This window comes from Methylobacterium aquaticum, from assembly GCF_016804325.1.
GTDB classification, from domain to species: Bacteria; Pseudomonadota; Alphaproteobacteria; order Rhizobiales; family Beijerinckiaceae; genus Methylobacterium; species Methylobacterium aquaticum_C.
The window spans coordinates 286,605-308,359 of the sequence record NZ_CP043627.1 but is presented as its reverse complement, the minus strand read 5'-3'; the positions used below and the strand labels follow the sequence as shown (position 1 = coordinate 308,359).

At 68.9% G+C, this 21,755-nt stretch carries 20 protein-coding genes; 6 read left to right on the top strand and 14 right to left on the bottom strand.

Annotated features, from left to right (window positions below; genetic code table 11):
* Positions 1–221: 221 nt before the first annotated feature.
* On the top strand, positions 222–1,895 hold the full coding sequence (locus F1D61_RS01340) for a methyl-accepting chemotaxis protein (protein ID WP_203156188.1): 1,674 nt from the start codon (positions 222–224) through the stop codon (positions 1,893–1,895).
* Between the two features lie 132 nt (positions 1,896–2,027).
* Here the strand turns inward: F1D61_RS01340 and F1D61_RS01335 are convergent, their stop codons facing one another.
* The 4 genes from F1D61_RS01335 to F1D61_RS01320 all read right to left on the bottom strand — a co-directional run bounded on the left by F1D61_RS01335 (position 2,028) and on the right by F1D61_RS01320 (position 5,756).
* The gene (locus F1D61_RS01335) at positions 2,028–2,534 is read right to left on the bottom strand and encodes a hypothetical protein (protein ID WP_203156187.1); all 507 of its coding nucleotides are present in this window, start codon (positions 2,532–2,534) and stop codon (positions 2,028–2,030) included.
* A complete protein-coding gene (locus F1D61_RS01330; protein WP_203156186.1) occupies positions 2,531–4,333 on the bottom strand; it encodes a PQQ-dependent dehydrogenase, methanol/ethanol family in 1,803 nt (600 codons plus the stop codon). Before F1D61_RS01330 ends, F1D61_RS01335 begins: the two co-directional genes overlap by 4 nt.
* Positions 4,334–4,479: 146 nt before the next feature.
* Entirely contained in the window at positions 4,480–5,061 is a 582-nt protein-coding gene (locus F1D61_RS01325) for a ubiquinol-cytochrome c reductase iron-sulfur subunit (RefSeq protein WP_203156185.1), read from the bottom strand.
* A gap of 170 nt (positions 5,062–5,231) precedes the next feature.
* Positions 5,232–5,756: an SCO family protein gene (locus tag F1D61_RS01320; RefSeq protein WP_203156184.1), complete on the bottom strand. Its 525-nt coding sequence runs from the start codon at positions 5,754–5,756 to the stop codon at positions 5,232–5,234.
* A gap of 363 nt (positions 5,757–6,119) precedes the next feature.
* On the opposite strand from F1D61_RS01320, the gene F1D61_RS01315 reads away from it, so the two are divergent.
* On the top strand, positions 6,120–6,599 hold the full coding sequence (locus tag F1D61_RS01315; RefSeq protein WP_203156183.1) for a cupin domain-containing protein: 480 nt from the start codon (positions 6,120–6,122) through the stop codon (positions 6,597–6,599).
* A gap of 307 nt (positions 6,600–6,906) precedes the next feature.
* On the opposite strand, the gene F1D61_RS01310 is transcribed toward F1D61_RS01315, so the two are convergent.
* From F1D61_RS01310 to F1D61_RS01290, 6 genes are all read right to left on the bottom strand, one after another.
* Positions 6,907–9,165 carry a glycosyltransferase gene (locus F1D61_RS01310; protein ID WP_246775911.1) on the bottom strand — a complete coding sequence of 753 codons (2,259 nt, stop codon included), beginning with the start codon at positions 9,163–9,165 and terminating at the stop codon, positions 6,907–6,909.
* Positions 9,111–9,977: a hypothetical protein gene (locus tag F1D61_RS33770; RefSeq protein ID WP_246775667.1), complete on the bottom strand. Its 867-nt coding sequence runs from the start codon at positions 9,975–9,977 to the stop codon at positions 9,111–9,113. Before F1D61_RS33770 ends, F1D61_RS01310 begins: the two co-directional genes overlap by 55 nt.
* Before the next feature lie 138 nt (positions 9,978–10,115).
* Positions 10,116–11,126, bottom strand: coding sequence for an alpha/beta fold hydrolase (locus tag F1D61_RS01305; protein ID WP_203156181.1), 1,011 nt, complete (start codon positions 11,124–11,126; stop codon positions 10,116–10,118).
* Between the two features lie 74 nt (positions 11,127–11,200).
* The gene (locus tag F1D61_RS01300; RefSeq protein ID WP_203156180.1) at positions 11,201–11,437 is read right to left on the bottom strand and encodes a hypothetical protein; all 237 of its coding nucleotides are present in this window, start codon (positions 11,435–11,437) and stop codon (positions 11,201–11,203) included.
* Between the two features lie 131 nt (positions 11,438–11,568).
* Complete coding sequence (locus F1D61_RS01295) at positions 11,569–12,150, bottom strand: sigma-70 family RNA polymerase sigma factor (protein ID WP_203156179.1); 582 nt, start codon at positions 12,148–12,150, stop codon at positions 11,569–11,571.
* On the bottom strand, positions 12,147–12,419 hold the full coding sequence (locus F1D61_RS01290) for a NepR family anti-sigma factor (RefSeq protein ID WP_203156178.1): 273 nt from the start codon (positions 12,417–12,419) through the stop codon (positions 12,147–12,149). The genes F1D61_RS01295 and F1D61_RS01290 overlap by 4 nt, the downstream gene beginning before the upstream one ends.
* A gap of 559 nt (positions 12,420–12,978) precedes the next feature.
* On the opposite strand from F1D61_RS01290, the gene F1D61_RS01285 reads away from it, so the two are divergent.
* Positions 12,979–13,254 carry a hypothetical protein gene (locus tag F1D61_RS01285; protein ID WP_246775666.1) on the top strand — a complete coding sequence of 92 codons (276 nt, stop codon included), beginning with the start codon at positions 12,979–12,981 and terminating at the stop codon, positions 13,252–13,254.
* A 63-nt stretch (positions 13,255–13,317) separates the two neighbouring features.
* On the opposite strand, the gene F1D61_RS01280 is transcribed toward F1D61_RS01285, so the two are convergent.
* Genes F1D61_RS01280 through adh form a run of 4 tightly spaced genes read right to left on the bottom strand, consistent with a single transcriptional unit; the run spans position 13,318 to position 17,050 of the window.
* Positions 13,318–14,553 carry a molybdopterin molybdotransferase MoeA gene (locus F1D61_RS01280; protein ID WP_203156177.1) on the bottom strand — a complete coding sequence of 412 codons (1,236 nt, stop codon included), beginning with the start codon at positions 14,551–14,553 and terminating at the stop codon, positions 13,318–13,320.
* Entirely contained in the window at positions 14,550–15,029 is a 480-nt protein-coding gene (gene moaC / locus F1D61_RS01275; protein WP_203156176.1) for a cyclic pyranopterin monophosphate synthase MoaC, read from the bottom strand. The genes F1D61_RS01280 and moaC overlap by 4 nt, the downstream gene beginning before the upstream one ends.
* 59 nt (positions 15,030–15,088) lie before the next feature.
* The gene (locus tag F1D61_RS01270) at positions 15,089–15,454 is read right to left on the bottom strand and encodes a DUF779 domain-containing protein (RefSeq protein ID WP_203156175.1); all 366 of its coding nucleotides are present in this window, start codon (positions 15,452–15,454) and stop codon (positions 15,089–15,091) included.
* A 54-nt stretch (positions 15,455–15,508) separates the two neighbouring features.
* A complete protein-coding gene (adh, locus tag F1D61_RS01265) occupies positions 15,509–17,050 on the bottom strand; it encodes an aldehyde dehydrogenase (RefSeq protein ID WP_246775665.1) in 1,542 nt (513 codons plus the stop codon).
* Between the two features lie 263 nt (positions 17,051–17,313).
* Between adh and F1D61_RS34940 the strand changes: the two genes are divergently transcribed.
* The 3 genes from F1D61_RS34940 (at position 17,314) to F1D61_RS01255 (ending at position 21,658) form a co-directional block, all read left to right on the top strand.
* Positions 17,314–17,787 (top strand): hypothetical protein, encoded by a 474-nt coding sequence (locus F1D61_RS34940; RefSeq protein WP_348649413.1) that lies wholly within the window; start codon positions 17,314–17,316, stop codon positions 17,785–17,787.
* Positions 17,788–17,798: 11 nt separating this feature from the next.
* Complete coding sequence (locus F1D61_RS01260; RefSeq protein WP_348649412.1) at positions 17,799–19,193, top strand: sigma-54-dependent Fis family transcriptional regulator; 1,395 nt, start codon at positions 17,799–17,801, stop codon at positions 19,191–19,193.
* 560 nt (positions 19,194–19,753) lie between these two features.
* Positions 19,754–21,658: a class I SAM-dependent methyltransferase gene (locus tag F1D61_RS01255; RefSeq protein ID WP_203156174.1), complete on the top strand. Its 1,905-nt coding sequence runs from the start codon at positions 19,754–19,756 to the stop codon at positions 21,656–21,658.
* The last annotated feature ends 97 nt before the right edge of the window (positions 21,659–21,755 follow it).

Genomic DNA, 21,755 nt, shown 5'->3' with positions numbered 1-21,755 from the left:
CTTTGGGGCCTCCGGCGGAACGTGGCGACTTGTGCCTTCAGGCGATCCCGTTTTAGGAAATTGATCTTCCGGACGGATTTTGCGTAGGGCAAGTCGTAAGACTTTGTGGCACCGCGGAGACATGGGATGACCCAGTATCCGCGCATTTACCCAGGGTTAAATCCTTCGTCGTACCGTCGGTAAAATCTCGTCATAATAAGCTTTCGGGGCCTGTTCCAGCCATGAAATCGATCCGTGCCCGTCTCCTGGCAGCCCTCACGGCGTTGTTCGCCGCCATCGGTTTGATGGCCGCGATCGGCTGGTACGCATCGAGCGTCGCCAACCAGGCCACGAACGAGATGTACAGGGACCGTGTCGTCCCGGCCCGCGATCTCAAGGTCATCGCCGACATGTATGCGGTGAACATCGTCGATACGGCGCACAAGGTCCGGAACGGGAACATCTCCTGGCAGGCCGGCATCGCCTCGGTGGTGGAGGCGGAGGCGCGCGTCGCCAAGACCTGGCCGCGCTACATGCTCACCGCCATGCCCGACAGCGAGCGACGCCTCGCCGAACAGGCGCAGGGCACCATGGCGGCCGCCGACGGGAGCGTCTCCGATCTCCTGGCGATCCTGCGATCGGGCGACCAGGCGGCGCTCGATGCCTTCGTCAGGACGCGCCTGTACCAGTCAATCGACCCCGTCAGCGATCGCATCTCGCAGCTCGTCGACATCCAGATCAGCGAGGCGGGCAAGCTCTACGACAGGTTCGCCGAGACCTACCGGCTGAACCGGATGATCGGCGCCGGCATCCTGGCCATCGGGCTCGCGGCGGTCGTGTTCGCCCTCGTCACGACCTTGCGCGGCGTCCTCGCCCCGCTCTCGGCGATCACCGCGACGATGCGGGAACTCGCGTCGGGCGATACAAGCCATGCCGTCCCGGGCCTCGGCCGGAGGGACGAGATCGGCTCCATGGCGGCCTCGGTCCAGGTGTTCAAGGAGAACCTGATCCGCACGCGCCAGCTCGAGGAGGAGACCGCGCTCGCCCGCGCCTCGGCCGAGGAGCAGCGCCGGTTCACCATGCGCGAGATGGCCGACCGCTTCGAGGCCGCGATCGGCGGCGTGGTCGGCGTCGTCTCGTCCTCGTCCACCCAGCTGCAGGCGACTGCCCAATCGATGACGGCGGCGGCGGCGCAGACGGCCGGACAATCGACGGCCGCCGCCGCGGCCGCCGAGCAGGCGGCGGCGAACGTCGCCACGGTGTCGGTCGCCGCCGAGGAACTCGGCGCCTCGATCCGGGAGATCGGCCGTCAGGTTCATCATTCCGCGAGCCAGGCGCAGGGCGCCGTCCGCGAGGCCGACCAGACCGCCCGCCTCGTCCAGGCGATGAGCGCCGCCTCGAGCCGGATCGGCGACATGGTCGGGCTCATCTCGACCATCGCCGCTCAGACCAACCTGCTCGCGCTCAACGCCACGATCGAGGCGGCCCGGGCGGGCGAGGCCGGCCGCGGCTTCGCGGTCGTCGCGGCGGAAGTCAAGGAACTCGCCAACCAGACCGCCAGGGCGACCGACGAGATCGGCGGCCAGATCGGCGAGATCCGGGACGTCACCCTCCAGGCCGCCGCGGCCATCGAGGCGATCACCGATCGCATCCGGGAGATCGATGCCGGCGCGACGGCCGTCGCCGCCGCGGTCGAGGAGCAGAGCGCGGCGACCCAGGAGATCGCCCGCAACGTCGTGCAGGCCGCGGCCGGCACCGGGGAGGTCACGGCCAACATCGCCGGCGTGGCGCAGGCCTCGGGCGAGACCGGCGCGGCCGCCGCGCAGGTGCTCGCCTCGGCGTCCGACCTGTCGCGCCAGTCCGACCAGCTCTCGGCCGAGGTCGACCGCTTCCTCGCCACCGTGCGGGCCGCCTGAGGGTCGGCCCGGCCCTCCGCCCCCGACACCGGCGCCCCGCCGCCGAGACGGGTCGGCGGCGGGGCGTGTCGTTCGGGCCTCTCCCGTATCCCCCCGAGCGGGCACCGCCGTCCGGTTCGGTGGTCCGGCGCCTCACTTGCCGCGCGGCGGCCCGGTCGGAACCAGGAGGGCGATGCGGTAGGCGCCGGCCTCGCGGCCGACCAGGAACACGCTGGTGGGCGCGGCGTCGCCTTCCACCGGGGGCTCGTCGAACACCACGCGCAGCCGCTCGGTGACCGCCATGTTGGCCTTGAGCGTGCCGCGGGACGTCGCCTCCGCCAGGCCGTCCGCCGGCATCGGCTCCAGGATCGCCGTCTTGATCGGCCGGCCGAAGCCGGAGCGGATCTGGTAGAGCGTCAGGCGCTTCCGCTGCGCCCGGGTGCCGGTCCAGTTCACCAGCCGCTCGAAGGCGGTGACGTCGTGGTCGGTCATGGCCTTCGTCACGTAGGCGACGAGGGCGTCCGCTTGGGCGGGGAGGGGGCTTGTCGCCCCCTGCGGTGTGGCGCTCGCCGGCGCCGGGCCCTGCGCCCGCGCCGCGCCGGGCAGGGACGCCGCCGCGAGGGCGGCGGCGAGACCGAGAGCGGCCAGGCGGAGCCTCATTTGGCCGCCGCCTCCTCGCCCATGACCCGGAAGACCCAGATCACCCCGCCCTGCGGCAGGACGCTGACCCGGCGCTCCTCGGGGATGAGCGCGTTGATGCCGGTCAGCATGCGCTCGGCATCGACGCCCCAGCCGGCCTGGACCGCGACGTACTGGATCCCGTCGACCATGTAGCTCGACGGCACGCCGGTCACGCCGGAATTGAGCCGGGTCTCCCACAGCACCTTGCCGGTGGTGCCGTCCAGCGCCCGAAACTTGCGGTCGCTGGTGCCGCCGGCGAAGATCAGCCCGCTGCCGGTGGTGAGCAGCGGCCCCCAATTGGCCGAATCCTGGAAGTCGTGCTGCCAGGCCTTCTTGCCGGTCTTCGGGTCCCAGGCCTGGATCGCCCCGATGGCGAAGGGCTTCGACTTGTCGACGCCGTCGCGCAGGCGCAGCGAGTTCAGCACCTCGTCGATCGGGATGCCGATATAGAGCTCGCCGGGCTTGCGCGTCCCGGCCTGGGCGCCGGCGAGTTCCGAGCACAGGTTGTCGTTCGAGGGAATGTAGAACAGCCCGGTCTTCGGGTTGTAGGCCTCCGGCGGCCAGTCCTTGCCGCCCCACAGGCCGGGGCAGAAGGCGGCGCGCCTGTTGATGCCCGGGATCTTCGACTGGTCGTAAGCGGGACGGCCCGTCTTCGGATCGAGGGACGAGAAGACGTTCTGGTAGACGAACGGCTTAGCCTCGACGAAGCTCAGCGGGCCGTCCTTGCTGCGCTCGAGCGTCCAGAGATAGCCGTTGCGGCCGGCATGGATCGCGGCCGGGATCTTCTTGCCGTCGCGCTCGATGTCGATCAGCACCGGCGCCGAGACCTCGTCCCAGTCCCAGGCGTCGTTCCAGTGATACTGGTGGTGGCCCTTGATCTTACCGCTGTCGAGATCGAGCGCCACGACCGACGAGGTGTAGAGGTTGTCGCCCGGCCGCGCATCCGGCGTCCACGGGCCGCCGTTGCCGGTGCCGAAATAGGCGAGGTTGGCCGCCGGATCGTAGCTGCCCTGAATCCAGACCGAGCCGCCGCCGGTCTTCCAGGAATCGCCCTTCCAGGTATCGGCCGCCGGGTCGCCGGGGCCGGCCACGGTGTAGGTCTTCCAGGCCTCGTTGCCGGTTTCGGCATCGAGCGCGGTGATGAAGCCGCGCACGCCGTACTCGCCGCCGGAGACGCCGACCACGACCTTGCCCTTCGCCACCAGCGGCGAGAGCGTCATGTAGTAGCCGTCCTGCCACGGGGCGACGCATTTCTCCCACTTCACCTTGCCGGTGGTGGCGCCGAGCGCGACCACGCAGGCATCGGTGGTGGTCATGTAGACGCTGTCGCCGTAGAGGCCGACGCCGCGGTTGGTCGGGTGCAGTTGCGACAGTTCCGGCGGCAATTCCTTCTGGTAGCGCCACAGGATCTCGCCGGTGCGGGCATTGATCGCCATCACCTGGGCCTGCGGCGTGGTGACGAACATCACGCCGTTGTTGACGATCGGCGGGGCCTGGTGGCCCTCGCTCACGCCGGTCGACAGGCTCCAGGCCGGAACGAGCTTGGTGACGTTCTTCGCGGTGATCTGGTCGAGGGGGGAATAGCCCCAGCTCTGGTAGTTGCCCCGGTATTGCAGCCAGTTCTCCGGCTCGGGGTTGGCCAGCCGCTGGTCGGTAACCGGCTTGTAGTCGACCTTGCCGGTTGGGTCGGCCTTCGCCGGCGCGGCGGCGAGCGCGAGGGCCACGGCGCAGGGCGCGACCGCGGCGAGCCAGCCCCTGGCCCGAACGAGACGTGTCATGCTGCTCTCCTCAAAGCCAGGGGCAGGCGGGGGCCGGCCCGGCGTTTCCTCGATCCCGGTTGATTGTCCGGACCCGCGTCGTTGCTGCACGGGTCTCTGTCGTCGTCTTGTGAGGACAGGCGGCGCGTGCGCCGCCCTGCTTCCGGTCAGGCGGGGCCCGGCCCCGGCTTGCCGATGAAGCCGCCGGCCACCATCAGCGTGCCGCCCTCGCCCTTGGCGAGCGGCAGCACCGGCAGGCGCTTGCGCGCCGGCCCCTTGGCGACCCGGCCGCCCTGGGCCGGCAGGAACTCGGAATGGTGGCAGAAGCAGCTCAGGCGCTGCGTCTCATGGCTCCAGCCGGAGATGGTGCAGCCCTGATGGGTGCAGATGGCCGAGAGCGCCACGACCCCGTCGACCGCGTGGGCGCGCTGGTCCTCGGCGACCTGGTCGGGCGCCACCCGCACCAGGATGATCTTGGCAAAGCGCGACCCCTCGCGCCGGACCCCTTGCGGATCGACCGCCACCGCCTCGACGAGGTCGCCGCCGACCGGCAGGGCATCCAGCGTGACCGGCTCACCGGCCTTGGCGCCGTCGCCGAGCACGAGGCGATCGCCCTTCTGCGGCAGCGTCTCCTCCGGTCCCGCCCAGGCGGCGCCCCCCGCCGCACAGCATGCCACGACTCCCAACACCACGCTGCGCCGGTCAAGCCCATGCTCGACGCTCTGCGCGCGCCGTTTCGCGCGATCCATCGTTCCTCCCGGAGGACTCGTTCTTATGTTCTTATGATTTTCACTATGAGTAGCCGAGACCGTGGTCGCGTCAACCCGCTTTGCTCCCGTTCACGGGTTCATGATCGCCTGTCTGCTTGGTGCGGTGCGAAGACCTTCTGTGCAATGCAGCGCAGCAGGGCGACGCGATCTTACCGGGCGAGCCCGTGCCGGACCACATCCTGGCGGGCGAGCGCGATCCGGAGGGTCTCGGCCAGCGCATCCGGGGCGGTCGTGGTCGGGATCCGCGCCATCACCCCTCCCGTCGGGCCGACGAGGAAGAACTCGACCGGGTGATCGACCACCCCGTCGTGGCGCCGGATCGGCGGTGCGGCATAGGCGGCGGCGAGGCCGTCGACGAAGGCTACCGGGCCGGTCACCGCCACGATGGCGGGGTGGAACGTGTCGAGATAGGCCGCGAGCACGGCCGGGCCGTCATGGTCCGGATCGGCGGCGACCAGGATCGGCGCCAGCCGGGCGAGCAGGGCCGGCGACAATTCATCGAGGGCCTGCGTCACCGTCATCAGGGCGGTCGGGCAGAGGTCGGGGCAGCGTGTATAGCCGAAATAGACCAGGCGCAGCCGGCCGGCGAAACGGGCCTCGTCCACGGCTGCCCCGTTCTGGTCGACGGGGCCGTACCCGGTGGGCCAGGCCATGGCGGGCGCGGGCGGGGCCATGCCCGCGCTGGCGGACATAAGGACCGCAACGAGCGCTCCCCGCCCGAGGCGCCGCAGCCATGACGAGACCGCACCCATCACAAAAGACCTCACACCGCCCCGCGATCTACGCGCATCTGTCGCGAAGTGCCATCGGACAGCGACGATGATCCCCACATCTCGCAGGCTTTTGACCGACAATGCTGCGTCTTGGCGGCCGTTTTTCGAAAAGTCGTCGATCCCGGCGAGGGTCGCTTAACCGTCCCCGGCCGACATCGCGGCATGCCGACGGATTCGCGCCGTCTGCGCAGCCCTCCATTAACGGCATACGGGTGGTATGGCCCGGTCGGCGAACGGAATGCGACGGTCACCGCGGGGGACATCATGGCGATCATCAAGCAGCTCATCACCTCGTCCGGGCCGCTCCTGGCCTATATGGGCGCCGTGCCCCTGCAGCGCCTGATGCCGTTCCTGCAGCGACCGGCGCCGCCGCTCCTCGACGGGCCGGTGCAGACCACCGTCGACTTCCCGGCCGTGCAGCCCCCGGCCGAGCCCTATGCCTGGCCGCGCTCGCACATCCTGTCGGGCAATCCGGTCCAGACCGCGACCTACATCTATACCAGCCCCGACAGCCTGTTCGCCGCCGGCATCTGGACCTGCCAGATCGGCAAGTTCCGCATCGATTTCGGCCGGGCCGAGTTCATCCAGATCCTGGAGGGCGTGGTGATCGTCACCGATGCCGAAGGTCATGCGAAGACCTACCGGGCCGGCGACGCCTTCGTGACGCCGAAGGGCTTCTCCGGCACCTGGGACGTGATCGAGCCGATCAAGAAGCACTTCGCGTGGTATGGGTCGGGGGAGTGATACAGGTTTCCGCGAGGAACTTTCCGGAGACGCATATCGTTTTTTCCGATGGATTCGCTGTGTCTCGCGAATGAAACAACGGCATCCTCGATCTAATCTTTGCGGTGACAGGCTCCGCTCGTCACCGTTCCTCGGGAGCGCAGGGCTGTCCGGGGCAAAGGTAAAGGCGCAGGTCTCTCCTCTCCCCGCCCGCGGCAGGTTTGTCCGGGGAAAATCGCTATGACAATCAAGCGCGGGATCCCCTCTCCCATACGGGAGGGGGGAGACGCGCTTGATCTTCATCGAGACTGAGCGAACGGAAGCCGGGTCAAACAGCCTGCCCGATCTCAAAACCCGCCGCGCCCTCGATCGCCGCCTCATACTGCGCCAGGCTCGGCGCCGTCGCGGGCAGGTTCGGGATCGCCACCTCCGCCAACTGGCCGCGGGCCTCCACCAGGGCGTCGAGCAGGAGCGCCGTGTCGCGGGTGAAGGGCAGCAGGAGCCCGCCGCCCTCGGCCCGGATCCGCTCCGCCGGGGCGCCGATGTCGAGGGCGACGACCGGGTAGCCCGCCGACCAGACCTCCGACAGCACGTAGGAATAGGTCTCGGGCCAGACGCTCGACAGGAAGACGTAATCCGGATCGGCCTCGTCCAGGAGGCGCGGCAGGTCCTCCGGGTCGTAGGCGCCGGTCACGGTCAGGTTCGCAAGATCGGCGACCCGCTTGTCGTCGGCGACGTTGCCGATCACCGTGAAGGCGATCGGCCGGCGCTCCCGCGCCGCGCGCTCGGCGAGCGCCACCGCCAGCTCGAACCCCTTGTGGTGGCCGATCCCGCCGACGAGGGCGACCCGCACCGGGCCGAGAGGCGCCCGGCGCGGCCGCACGGGGGCGGGAGGGGCCGCCTCGGGATGCGGCACCACCGCGATGCCGGACAGGCCGAGGCGGCGCGCATAGCGCTCGGCGGTGTCGCGGGAAGGCGCCACCAGGCGCTTCGCCCCGCGCAGGATCCGCTCGTTCGTCGCCAGCCAGCCGTCGAGGCCGCCGCCCATCAGGGCGTTCTGGTCGGCGTAATCGTAGGCGACGCCGCGCACGGTGCAGTGGCGGCAGACGTCCGGGGGCGGCTCCTCGCAGTAGAAATCGCGCCCGTCGACGAGATGGACCTTCGGGCAGTACCACTGGAAGTCGTGCAGCGTGACTGCGTAGGGCCAGCGGCCCGAGAGCAGCCGGTCGAGAACCGTCGACTCGTAGCCGAAGCGGGCATTGAGGTGGAGGTCGATGGCGAGGCCGGCCGCCTCCAGGGCGTCGAGCAGGCCGAACAGGTCGTCCGGCCGCAGGGTCACCGAGGCGCCGGCCGCGTCGAGGGTCAGGGCGAGGTATCGGCCCATCGGCGCCAGGTGGCCGATCTCGTGATCCTTCGCCCGGGCGAGCCCCCGGACCTGGTCGACGTAGCGCGTCGCCCCGCCGCCGAACCCGTGGCCGACATGCAGGGTCAGCCGCCGGATGCGTCCGGCGAGCAGGGTCCCGAGCACGGAGAGCCGCAGGGGCTGGAGCGGGTCGGCGGCGATGAAGGCGTCGACCTCGTCCTGGTACTCGGGATAGAGGGCGACGAGCCGGGCGTGGTTGCGCTCCAGGATCGCCAGCCGCTCGCCCTTGCCGAACGAGACCGAGCCCTCGTGCTCGACGTAAGTATCGGTGGCGGCGACGTGAATCCAGCCGAGGTCGCGGGCGGTGAGGCACCAGTCGACCTCCTCGCAATAACCCCGGCCCCAATCGGGTGAGAGGCCGCCGACCTCGTCGAGGGCCTGCCGGTTGAGGTAGAGGCAGAAGCCGACCCCCGTCGGGACCACCACCGGCTGGGGCGAGGCCGCCTCCAGAGCGGCGTCGATCTCCGCCGGCCCGAGGCCCATGAGCGGGCCTTGCGCCTCGGGCATCCCCGGGAAGCCCAGGATCGTGGCGTTGTTCGACAGCGGGGTGGCGCTGGCGATGCCGGGCGCGCGGTGGCAGGCGCGCGCCAGCTTCTCCAGCGCGCGGGGCGCCAGCACCGTGTCGGCGTTGACGAGGATGCCGTCCTCGCCCGGCTCCAGCAGCGCGAGGCCGCCATTGACCGTGCCGATGAAGCCGAGATTCTCGCGGTTGCGCAGGACCGTCAGGCCCGGACGCTGCTCTGCTGCGAGATCGTCGAGGTAGCGCGTCGCCTCCGGGTCGGGCGAGGCGTCGTCGATGACCAGCGCGCGGAAGCGGCCGGGGGCGAGCTGCGGCAGCAGCGAGGCGAGGCAGGCCTTGAGGTCGGACAGGCCGTTATAGGCCGGCACGATCGCGCAGGCCGGCGGCGGCGTGCGGCCGGTCTCCGGCCACACCTCCGGCACGGCCGGCTCGGCGAGGACGAGGCGCGCCCCGCCGCCGGGCCGGACCGCCGCCGCCAGACGGTCGCGCACCGCGCGGCGCTCCTGGAGCGTGGTCGCGGGCTCGTTCGGCAGCAGCAGCGCCCGCGCCTCGGCCCGGGCGAGCTCGATCGTGCCGCGCAGGTGGCCGATCACCTCGCCCGCGCCGATCGGGCCGACCGCGATGTCGGTGCCGGGCTTGAGCATCCCGGGCGGGAAGGCGAAGGCGGCAGAGTGCCGGCCGAACCGCTCGAGCAGGTCGGCCCGCGGATGGGTCTCGACCTGCGCCACCTCCTCGCCGTCGCGGACCGCCCGCACCAGGCTCGGCCGGTCGGGTCCGGCCTCGTCGAACACCCAGCCGGTGACGCGGCTCGGCGCCTCGACGTGGAGGCTCGACCGCAGCCGCGGCGCGTAAGATCCCAGAATTTCCAGGGTGTCGCCGGCCCGGACGGCGACGGTGTGCGGCTGCCCGTCGAGGGCCCAGGCCGGGAGGACGAAGCGAAAGCCGTTCCAGCCGCCCTCGCGCCCCCGAAGCGCAGCTCCGGCCGGTAGATCCCGGGCCGGACCGGCTCGCCCTCGACGCCGTCGATCACGAGATGCACGGACGGGAGCGGATCGGTCGACAGCGACGAGACCCAGCCGGAGAGCACGCCGCCCACCACCCCGTCGAGGTGGAGCGTGTGGTGGCCCGGCCCGGTCGCGACCCGCTGCTGGTCGGCACGGCCCGGCTCGGTCACGGTGAACCGCAGGGTCGCGGGGGCGGCGAGCAGGACCGGATCGAGGGCCGCGTGCAGGTAGGTGGTGCCGCCCTCGGCGAAGCGGCGCGTGACCGGCAGTTCGTGCTCGTGCTCGCCGGATCGCGCCAGGGTGAGCCCGACCGCGTCCGGATCGGCATCCGGGTTCAGGGCGACCAGGATTCCGCAATTGTAGAGCCGGCCCCAGGCGACCGGGCCGGGGGCCGGCACGAACCACTGGCGCCCCGTCTCGGCGAGGCGCCGCGCGCGTTTCAGGATCGTCACGTCGCAAGAGTCCGCACAAAAGAGGGAGCCGCCGGCCCGAGGCCGGCGGAGAGCGACTCTCCTCCTAGCCGAGACCGGGGCCGTTCGCGACTTGCCGCCGCGTCACAGAACGGTCAAGTCGTTCGACGCCATCCGGTTTCAACGGCTCGTGCGAGGACCTGTGCAAGGATCTGCCCGTGCGCTGGCCACGGCAGCGAGAACCCGGTCGGGGGCGATGTGGTGCAGCATGTGGCCGGCGCCGTCGACCGCGACGAGGCGGCTTCCGGGAATCTCGCGATGCAGGGTCACCGCCTGGTCGGCATGCGAGACCAGGCGGTCGCCGGTGCCGGACAGGATCGTCACCGGCATCCGCAAGCGCGCGTAATGCGACCGAAGCGCGAAGGCGTCCGGCACCATCAGCGCGGATTCCGCCGCGGCGCTGCGCAGCTGCGAGGGGCGCAAAACCATCTCGACCGGGAAGTCGCGGGCGAAGCGCTCCGGCACCGGGCTCGGCCCGAACAGGCGGGCGAGGATGCGCGGCCAGAGCAGGCGGCTCGCCGCAGGGGCGACCGTATGGCTGATGAGGTCGCCGAGGCCCGGCAGCCCCTGCGGGGCGAAGAGCAGGCCGTCGATCCGCGGCGTCGGGAGGTAATATCCGGATTCGAGCACCAGGGCCCGCACCCGGGCCGGATCCTGGAGCGCCAGCGCGATCGCCACCTGGGCTCCCCAGGAATGGCCGAGCACGATGGCGTCCTCCACGCCCAAGGAGTGGAGGGCGCCGCGGATCAGCCCGGCCTGCATCAGCGGCGTCCAGATCCGGCTGCGCGGCCGCTCGCTGTAGCCGAAGCCGGGCCGGTCGAACGCGATCACCCGGTGCGTTTCCGCCGCCCGGTCGACGAGGCCGGCGACGAGCCAGTCCTGGATCAGGCTGCCATTGCCGTGCAGCAGGACGAGGGCGGGGCCCCGCCCGCGCTCCAGCACGTGCAGCCGGGTGCCGCCGACCTCGACGAACCGCCCGACCGGCGGGGTCTCGCGCTCCGCCGCGCGGGCGCGACGGCCATTCTCGACCGCACCGGCCCCGAGGAGGGCCGCTCCCGCCAGGGCAAGGCCGGCGACGGGGGACAGGGCGGGAGAATGGGGAGGTGGGGAGGCGTGCGGGTGTGTGGACATGCTGGCACAACCGCGGGCGCCTGGGTTGGTTCGTCGCCGACCCGGGACCGCACGAGATGACCGCCGATCCCCGTTCAGGCGCTCAGGCGCTTCTCCGGATAGGCCTCGGCGGCGACGAGGGAGCGGGCCATCGCGTCGTTCTCGGCATCGAGGATCGCCTGGGCGATCCGGCTGACGAGATCGCAGCTCGCGGCGTCGAGGGCGGCGTCGTTCCCGGCCCGCGCGGCCGCGGCGAGGGCCGAGCCCTCCTGCATCACGATGGCGCGGGCGGTGCGGATCGCGTCCGCGACGGCTTCGTAGGGGCGGGGCATCGGCCAAATCCACGGGTTGCGGGGCAGGACGGCAGGCTGGCGGACGCTGCCGCCGGCCTGCCGTCGGGTCATCGAAACCGCGGAGCCCGGGAAACCGTTCCAGGGGTGCGGCGTCCCGGCCCAGGAGACGGTCACGGATGTCCCATGGCCGCCAGGGTGGCGCCGTCGCTGCCGATGTCGTCGGGGCCGGTCATGCCGAGCAGCTCGATCAGCCGGACGCGCGCCCGGCTGACCCGGCTCTTGATGGTCCCGACGGCGACGCCGCAGATCTCGGCCGCCTCCTCGTAGGTGAAGTTCTGGGCCCCCACCAGCACCAGCGCCTCGCGCTGGCTCGCCGGCAGGGTGTTCAGGGCGGCCTGAAAGGCCGAGAGCTCCACCCGCGCCTCCTGGTCGGGCAGGGCGGTCAGGCGCCCTGCCATCACCCCGTCGGCATCCTCGACCTCGCGCCGGCGCTTGCGCTGCTCGGAATAGAACAGGTTGCGCAGGATGGTGAACAGCCAGGCATAGAGATTGGTGCCGGGCGTGAAGCTGTCGGCCTTGGTCCAGGCCCGCACCAGGGTTTCCTGCACCAGGTCGTCGCTGCGGTCGAAGTCGCGGGTCAGCGAGAACGCGAAGGCCCGCAAGGCCGGGATCGACCCGAGGAGCAGCGCCCGCATCTCCGGATCGACGGGGGCCGACACGATGGGCTTGGGGGTGGGGTTGGGGGCGTTCATCGCGCGTCCTCCTCGCCGGGATCCGTAGCCGGAGGTTCGGCCGCAGGGTCGACCCGCCTGGCGGCCGGCGGCGTGCCGGCATCGAGCCCGGCGATGAGCGCCGCGAAGCGATCCGGCACCGGGGCGCTGAGAAGGTCGGCGTAATGGGCGCGCAGGGCGCGGCCGAGCCGGCGCCGGGTGACGGCGTCGAGCTCCCCTTGGCCCTGCCCGCCCCGGGATCGCGGCTCCGGCCCGGCCGGGGCGTCTGTCTCGGTCTCGTCGTCGCGCATCGCCGCTCAAGCCTCGCGGCTGCCGGGACCGGGCCGCCGGGCGAGGCGGGATGCCTGCCGGAGCCGCGGCGCGCCGATCGAGAGCCGCCTCACACTTCGTTGGGCGCCGCAATAAAGCCGTGGATTTTAATGCGATCTGAAAACGTCGTTCACCCAATTTTAATCCAAGCTTGGCGGCAAAGCGTCAGCTTGTCCGTGGGATCATCGGGCTTTCAACTCGATGTTCTGCCGCGGTGACATGGCTTCGATTGGCGATCGCAGGGTTTGACCTGGCACGGCCCGGCCCCTCGGGGCAGGACGGTTTCCGGGCGACGGCCCTCGGCCCGGAGGGAACGCCGGAGCCCTTCACAATCGCGTAGATCTCCAGGCATTTGATATCGCGGGGTTTTCTGCGACGGACCGGAATCCGCTCCCTCGGCGGACGCTCGGGCTCGGACCGGCCGTCGCAAGGAACGACGCGCATCCCCGCACCGGTGTGACCTGGCTGCGCTTGTCCGGCGGCCCGGGGCACCTACCCTAGGGGTTCGGATTCTCCAGCGGGAATGACACCTTGAACCCGATGTCGCTTCGTGCGCCCGCCGCCACCGCGGCCTTCCTGACGCTCATGGTCCTGACGCCCCTGGCGGCGACGCCGGCCCTCGCCCAGCGGGACGACCAGGGCCTGCAGATGAATTGTGCCGGCGACTACTTCAAGCTCTGCGCCGGGGCCGATCCGGACAGCCCGGAGGTGGAGCGCTGCTTTGCCCGCAACCGTGCCCGGCTCTCGCCCCAGTGCCGGGCGGCGATCACCGCCTATGACCGCAAGACCGGCGGCAAGGGGGCCGAGGAGCAATAGGCCGGGGAGGGGGACGCCGAGGCCCCCATCCCTCGACGTCCCCCATCCCTCTCCTTGCCCCTGCTACAGGCCCCGGTCGAGCCGCAGGATGCGGCAGGGATCGCCGGCCCGGGCGGCCGGCGCGTGGGGCGTGCGGATCAGCAGGGCCTCGGAGCGGGCGAGCACCGAGAGCATCGAGGAATCCTGGCGCTCGGCCGGGTGGACCACCGGCAGCCGGTCCGGCGCGGTGTCGAGGGCGGCGCGCATGTAGTCCTGGCGCCCGTCATTGGCCGGCAGGTCGCGCCCGAGGAGCGCCGGCTCGCTGCGGTCGGCCCCGGCTTCCGGGTCGCCGAGGAGCGCGCGGATCAGCGGGTGGACGAAGAGCAGCCCGCACACCACCGACGAGACCGGGTTGCCGGGCAGCCCCAGCACCGCCATCGCCCCGAGGCGGCCGTGCATCAGCGGCTTGCCGGGGCGCAGCGCCACCCGCCAGAAGCCGAGATCGAGCCCCTGGCGGGTGAGCGCCGACTGGACGAGGTCGTGGTCGCCGACCGAGGCGCCGCCCAACGTCACCAGGAGGTCGGCCTCCGCGTCCCGCGCGCGGCCGATCGCGTGTTCCAGATCGGAGAAGGTGTCGCCGGCGATGCCGAGATCGATCGCCTCGGCCCCGGCGGCCTCCGCCATCGCCGCCAGCGCCAGCCCGTTCGAGGCAACGATCTGGTCCCATTCCGCCGGCTCGCCCGGCCGCACCAGTTCGTCGCCGGTGGCGAGCACCGCGACGCGGGGCCGGCGCCGGACGCGCAAGGTCGGGTGCCCGCCCGCCGCGGCGAGGGCCACCCGCCAGCCGTCGAGGCGCTCGCCGGCGCCGAGCAGCCGGTCGCCCTCGCGAAAATCGAGCCCGCTGCCGCGGATGTGTCGCCCGGGCGGGTTGCCGGCCCGCGCCAGCACCGTCTCGCCCTCGGCTTGCGTATCCTCCTGGATTACCACCGTGTCGGCGCCCGCCGGCAGCGGCGCGCCGGTGAAGATGCGGATCGCCTCGCCCTCGCCTACCGGCCCGCGGGCGCCGTGGCCGGCGGCGCTGGTGGCGGTAAGGCGCAACCGCACCGGCGCCTCGGGCGAGGCCCCGGCGACGTCGGCGGCGCGCACGGCGTAGCCGTCCATCGCCGAGGTCGCGAAGGGCGGCTGGGTGCGCAGGGCCCTGACATCCTCCGCCAGGGTGCGGCCGGCGGCGGACGTGATCGCGACGGTCTCGGGCGCGACCGGGCGGGCATCGGCGAGGATGCGCGCCAGCGCCTCCGAAACGGGAAGCAGCGCGCTCATGCCTGCACCTCCCAGACGCCCGAGCGGCCGCCGCTCTTGTGCAGGAGCCGGATGCCCTCGACCCGCATGGCCCGGTCGGCGGCCTTCACCATGTCGTAGACCGTCAGGCAGGCCACCGAGACGGCGGTCAGCGCCTCCATCTCGACCCCGGTCGGGCCCTGCACCCGCACCTCCGCGGTGATGCGGATGCCCGGCAGGCTCTCGTCGGGCTCGCACTCGACCCGGACCTTGGTCAGCAGCAGCGGGTGGCAGAGCGGGATCAGCTCGTGGGTGCGCTTGGCCGCCATGATGCCGGCAAGCCGCGCAGTGCCGAGCACGTCGCCCTTCTTGGCGTCGCCCTCGCGGATCAGCCGCAGGGTCTCAGGGTTCATCACCACCAGGCCCTCGGCGCGGGCGGCGCGGTCGGTCGCGGCCTTGTCGGTGACGTCGACCATGTTGGCGGCGCCGGCGGCGTCGAGATGCGTCAGGGTCGGCATGGCCTGCTCCGGGGGGATTTTTCCGAGCCGCTTAGCACGCCGACGGCCTCGCCGTCCCGTCACCCGTTCAGGGCCGCGTTCTCCGCCTCGTCGAACACGCGGGAGCGCAGGAGGAAGCGCTGGCCCGACCCGTTCTCCAGCGAGAACATGCCACCGCGGCCCGGCACCACGTCGATGATGAGCTGGGTGTGCTTCCAGACGGCGTATTGCGGGCCGCTGATGTAGAACTCGGCGCCGCCGATCGCCCCGAGATGCACGTCGCCGTCGCCGATCAGGAAATCGCCGACGGCAAAGCACATTGGCGCCGAGCCGTCGCAGCAGCCGCCGGATTGATGGAACAGGACCGGGCCGTGCTCCCGGCGCAAGGTGTCGATCAGCGCGAGGGCGGCCGGGGTGGCGGTGACGCGGAGAGGGGGCGTGGTCATGCGGGCTCCTTGCCGAGGCAGGCGGGGCGAACGCCCCGCCTCCTGGTTCGAACGTCAGAAGAACCCGAGCTTCTTCGCCGAGTAGCTGACCAGCAGGTTCTTGGTCTGCTGGTAGTGGTCGAGCATCATCTTGTGGGTCTCGCGGCCGATGCCGGACTGCTTGTAGCCGCCGAAGGCCGCATGGGCCGGGTAGGCGTGGTAGCAGTTGGTCCAGACGCGGCCGGCCTGGATCGCCCGGCCGAAGCGGTAGGCGCGGGTGCCGTCGCGGGTCCAGACGCCGGCGCCGAGGCCGTAGAGGGTGTCGTTGGCGATCGAGAGCGCCTCTTCATCGTCCTTGAAGGTCGTGACCGACAGGACCGGCCCAAAAATCTCCTCCTGGAAGATGCGCATCTTGTTGTGGCCGCGGAACACCGTCGGCTTCATGTAGTAGCCGCCGGCGAACTCGCCGTCCTTCACGTTGCGCTCGCCGCCGGTGAGGCACTCGGCGCCCTCGTCCTTGCCGATCGCCACGTAGCTCAGGATCTTCTCCAGCTGCTCGGAGGAGGCCTGGGCGCCGATCATCGTCGCGGGGTCGAGGGGCGAGCCCTGGGCGATCGCCTCGACGCGCTTAATCGCCCGCTCCATGAAGCGGTCGTAGATCGATTCGTGGACCAGCGCCCGGCTCGGGCAGGTGCAGACCTCGCCCTGGTTGAGGGCGAACATCGTGAAGCCCTCGAGCGCCTTGTCGAGGAAGTCGTCGTCCTCCGCCGCCACGTCCGAGAAGAAGATGTTCGGCGACTTGCCGCCGAGTTCCAGCGTCACCGGGATCAGGTTCTGCGACGCGTACTGCATGATGAGGCGGCCGGTGGTCGTCTCGCCGGTGAACGCGATCTTGGCGATCCGCGGCGAGGAGGCGAGCGGCTTGCCGGCCTCGAGCCCGAACCCGTTGACGATGTTGAGCACGCCCGGCGGCAACAGGTCGCCGACGAGCTCGGCGAGCAGCAGCACCGAGGCCGGGGTCTGCTCGGCGGGCTTGAGCACCACGCAATTGCCGGCGGCGAGCGCAGGCGCCAGCTTCCAGACCGCCATCAGGATCGGGAAGTTCCACGGGATGATCTGGCCGACGACGCCCAGCGGCTCGTGGAAATGGTAGGCGACCGTGTCGTGGTCGATCTCGGAGAGCGAGCCCTCCTGCGCCCGGACGCAGCCGGCGAAATAGCGAAAGTGGTCGATGGCGAGCGGGATGTCGGCGTGGGTGGTCTCGCGGATCGGCTTGCCGTTGTCCCAGGTCTCGGCGAGCGCGATCAGGTCGAGGTTGTCCTCCATCCGGTCGGCGATCTTGAGCAGGATCCGGGCGCGCTCGGCCGGGGCGGTGCGGCCCCAGGCCTCCTTGGCGGCGTGCGCGGCGTCGAGGGCGCGCTCGATGTCCTGCGCGTCGGAACGCGCCACCTCGCAGATCACGCCGCCGGTGATCGGCGAGGTGTTCTCGAAGTAGCGGCCCGCCACCGGGGCAACCCACTGGCCGCCGATGAAGTTGTCGTAGCGGGCCGAGAACGGGGACTTCGTCTTGGCGTCGGCGAGGATCTTGGCGTCGGCGAAGAATTCCGGCTTGTTCATGTGTTCCTCCCATTCACCCCGAGGACGGGGCGTGGTGGACATCTCTCGGCAGCCGGCGTGCCAGACGGGGCCCGACTGCCCGGGCCATTCGGCAGGCTACGATTAAGCCTCTGATCGATCTCGTTTTTCTCGGTCGCTCGGCCGAGCTTTCGACCAAAATCCGGCCCCGTCCGGTCTGGACCGCGCGCGCGACACCTGCGACACCTGTCGCAAACGGCGACACCCCGCCCGAACGGGTTGGGCCACATGGGAGGAGGCCGCGCATGCAGAGCCGCGTGACCACGCCGCGCACCCTGCTGGCCGCGCGGCGGCAGGCCTTCGGGCCGGGGGTGGCGGAGCCGCCGCCGCCGATCCTGCGCTCCTGGGAGCGCTGCGCCGCCCTCGGGCTCGATTTCGGGCAGCGCCCCCGGGTCGAGCCGCTGACCGCTGCCGAGATGCGCGCCGCCTTCGACCGCAGCGAGGCCCTGCGCCAGAGCTGCCGGCCGGAGATCGAAGCGCTCCACGCCGAGGCGCAGGCGACCGGCAGCCTCGTCATCCTCACCGATGCCGACGGGCTGATCCTCGATACTCTCGGCAGCGATTCCTTCGCCGGCCGCGCCGCGCAGGTGGCGCTCCGCCCCGGCGTGCCCTGGAGCGAGAGCCTGACCGGCACCAACGCCATCGGCACGGCCTTGATCGAGCGCCGCCCGGTCGAGGTGCGGGGGCGGAGCATTATTTCGAGCCGCACCGGATCCTGAGCTGCGCCGCGATGCCGATCCTCGGGGCGGACGGCACGGTGCTGGGCGTCCTCGACCTGACGGGGCCGGCGGCGATCCACCAGGGCCATGCGCTGGGCCTCGTCGGGCTCGCGGTCGCCGCCATCGAGCACCGCCTGCTCGAGACGGTGCCGCCGGGCTGCGAGGTGTTGCGGCTGCACCGCGATCCGGGCCTGCTCGGCACCCCGCGCGAGGGCGTGCTGGTCTTCGAGGGCCGCCGCCTCATCGGTGCCAACCGGCACGGGCTGGCATTCCTCGGCCTGAGCTGGGGCGACATCGGGGCCGAACAGGCCGGCTTTCATGGCGGCGCCGCCGCGCCCGGATTGCTCGCCTTGCGGGACGCGACCGGGGCGCCGCTCTACGGCCGCCTCCAGGGCGTGCCGGCCCCGGCGAGGCGCCGGCCCACGGGCGAGACCGTGCGGCCGACCGCCGAGGCACCGAGCCCCGAAGGACCGAAATCCGAGGGGCCGATCCTCGATCCTGGCACGGAAAAGCTCCTGGCGCGGGCCATGCGCCTGATCGATGCCGGGATCCCGGTGGTGGTCGAGGGCGAGACCGGCACCGGCAAGGAGGTGTTTGCCCGCGCCGCCCACACGGCCTGCGCGCGGGCGCAAAAGCCCTTCGTAGCGGTGAACTGCGCGGCTCTGCCCGAGACGCTGATCGAGGCGGAGTTGTTCGGCTACGAGCCCGGCGCCTTCACGGGGGCTGCGCGCCACGGCGCCAAGGGCCTCTTGCGCCAGGCCGATGGCGGCCTGCTCTTCCTCGACGAGATCGGCGACATGCCGCTCGCCCTGCAATCGCGGCTGCTGCGGGCATTGCAGGAGCGCGAGGTGCTGCCCGTCGGCGGCACCCGCCCGGTCCCGGTCGATTTCGCCCTGATCTGCGCCACGCACCGCGACCTGTTGCGCATGGTCGAGGAGGGCGCCTTCCGGGCCGACCTGTTCTACCGCATCGCCCCCTACCGCGTGCGCCTGGCCCCGTTGCGCGACCGGCCGGACCGCCTCGCCCTGATACGCGCCCTGTGGGCCCGCTCCGAGGGTCCTGCCCGCAACGTGACCCTGTCGTCGTCCTGCGAGGCGGCGCTGGCCGAGGCGGAGTGGCCCGGCAACCTGCGCCAGCTCGCGGCCTGCCTGAAGGCGCTGGCGGTGCTGGCGGAGGCGGGGGAGGTGCTGGGGGTGGAGGACTTACCGGAGGGGGTGGCCCGGCCTGCTTCCCTGGCGCCCACTCCGCGGCAAGAGCGCGAGGCTGGCCGCCTCGACACGATCGCCTGCGACGCGATGTGGGCGGCCTTGGCGGAGAATGACGGTAATGTCAGCCGGGCGGCGCGCATCCTTGGGATCAGCCGTAGTACGCTGTATCGGCGGTGCCTGTCAGGGCGGACGAGATAGGGCTTGAGCCATGCGACGTGCGAATCGAAACTCGACCGAGTGGATTTCGTGACGAAGCGCTTACGACCCACTCCGCGTAAGAGTGCGATCATTTTCTTAAAATCATGAAGCGGTTTTTATTCATGAGACGCTCAATTGCACAATTACGCCGTCAACATATTAAAATTTATTTTCTAATTCGATTAAATTACGCATGATCATGCAACTTACTATGATTTTACATAGTTTCGATGTTTTTTAGCATCGCCAGGGTATCTACGTGGGCATTCTACCTAATTTTTGCGACCCTTTTCGTTCGATAGTTGACTGACGAATTTCGAGGAAGATGCAGGAATAATCCAGATTCGGATTGTTTGTGCCACACGACCGGTGCTCATTCCTTCCCTAGCGTGGCAGCGACAGAAGATCTTTGGCGACCGTGCGCCGTAACTTTTTAGTATTATGAAAAATCTATTCCGCTCGAACGAGTATTGAGAACCAACTTCATATCGTGAATCGGCTTGCAACTGCGTGAATAATGATGCTAAACTGTTAGGAATTCCGCGATTTATAGGGAGTGGGTGGCGTTGCGCACGATGGTTTACTTAGAGCCTCTCTGGTTTAGAGAATCAGCTGTTTTTCTTAGTGGGCACATCGAAATATTTATTAAGCCAATATTGAAGGCGCTTCATAATGATTCGCGCTCAGCGGAGATTTGTGTCGTTTCGAATCTTATATTGTCTCTACATGCGATCGAAGCAATTCGTGATCTTAATATTGATATTTCTGAAATTTCTGTCTTTACTATTGATAGCACGCATGCTTTGCGCGACTGCAACTTTAGAACTGACGTTTATTCCGCAGATTTATTCCGAGGTCCTGAAACGAAGAGAATATTGCCCTTTCCGCGGCCATTTCGAAATAACTCTTTACTCGCGAGAATGTCTGAAGCATTCCACGAATTTCGTCCCGATATCGTCGTGACGACCGCGCAGAACCGCTACCTTCGCCAACTCTGCGACAATGCTTCGATCCCCCTGCTGAGTTCCGAGTATGGCCCGCTGCCCAGGGTGCCGTATCCGTTGAACCGCTTTCTGTCGCTGGAGGGACATCTCTCTGACGGACCGTTCCATTCCGTCAAAACTCTCCGGCGCGCGCTCGAGCCGCATGCCGGAGAAGAGCGCAGCGGCTCTCACTTGGCCGCCTTTTTGGAGCGGTATCACGCGGCGACCTCAGCCCATTCGCAGTACGATGCATGTCGAGACTTCATCGAGCGGAACACGCACGGGGAAAGCGTCGCCATGCTCGCGCTACAGCCCCAAGATTGGTTGAGTTGGGAGGGGGCCCTGACTCATGCTCAGGGGCCAGCGCCGATCATCCTGCGAGCGCTCGACATAATGACCGCCGACAAGCTCATCGTTACACATCATCCGACGCCCCACGATCATGTTGTCGGTGATCAGTTCACGGAAATCTGGCTCTCGAATCCCGCCTTGGCTCGCTTGCCAGCCAGCCTCATCTCGAACACCTCGGAAATGTTTCTTCCTTTCGTCGACGAAGTCATAACTGTTTCGTCCAATGTTGCCATGTCGGCTTTCCTCCTTGGCAAAAAAATTAAGTCGCTAGGCAAGTCATACGTCAGAACTTTAGAAGAATTATCGGCCGACCGAGATGCCGCCTTGGATATGCGAGAGGACATCGCTCGATATCTGCAAGAGGATTACTGTATTTCGAACGAAACTTTTCAGTCGGCCCCAGCTCTCCAAGCTGTCATCTTGGAGAAAGTAGACAAGAAATTCGGTCCGCGAAAGCTGCCGGATGCCTCCCGATCAGGCGTGGATCACACCACCGCGCATCCGAAAGATTCGATCGAGCACATCCACGATAAAATAAAATCTTACCTCAGAGCTGTCGATCGCGCAACAAAGGCTGATCTGCTCAAGATGTTTGGCCGACATGCCATCGGATACTTGACTCGGCAAGACTCCGTTGGGATCGAACTTGGCGTTGCATCCGGAGTATTCTCGGACTCGCTTCTCATGTCGGGACATTTCAGTACACTTTATTCTGTGGATGTCTGGGGAGACCACCATGACGACAATGAGTTTCGCGCCGCCAGCGATCTTCTGTCGAAACATGGCGAGCGGTCGATCGTTCTGCGAAAGACCTTTGATGAGGCACTCGATCTGATCCCGGACGGGCATTTGGATTTCATGTATATCGATGCTTACGCCCATACCGGCGTGGCGGCACAGATCCTTGAAACATGGCTGCCGAAGCTGAAAGATGACGCTGTTGTTGCCGGCCATGATTTTTGCCGAATCAACTGGCCCGTCAACTATGTGCGATTGACGGAAACGTTGAAGAGCCTTAATTTCAAGGAAACAATTTTGGTTCCAGGTGTATTTACGAGCAAAACAGACGATATATTTCCTAGTTTTATTTCTTCAAAACATGAGATTCGGTTGAGTATCATGCCAGTCTGAATTATAGAGCAATTTTCCACGGAGCGGATACCGATTCTTTATAGAATCTTCAAGACTGAAGGGTGATCGTTAAGTGAACTGGTAGACTCTCATTAAA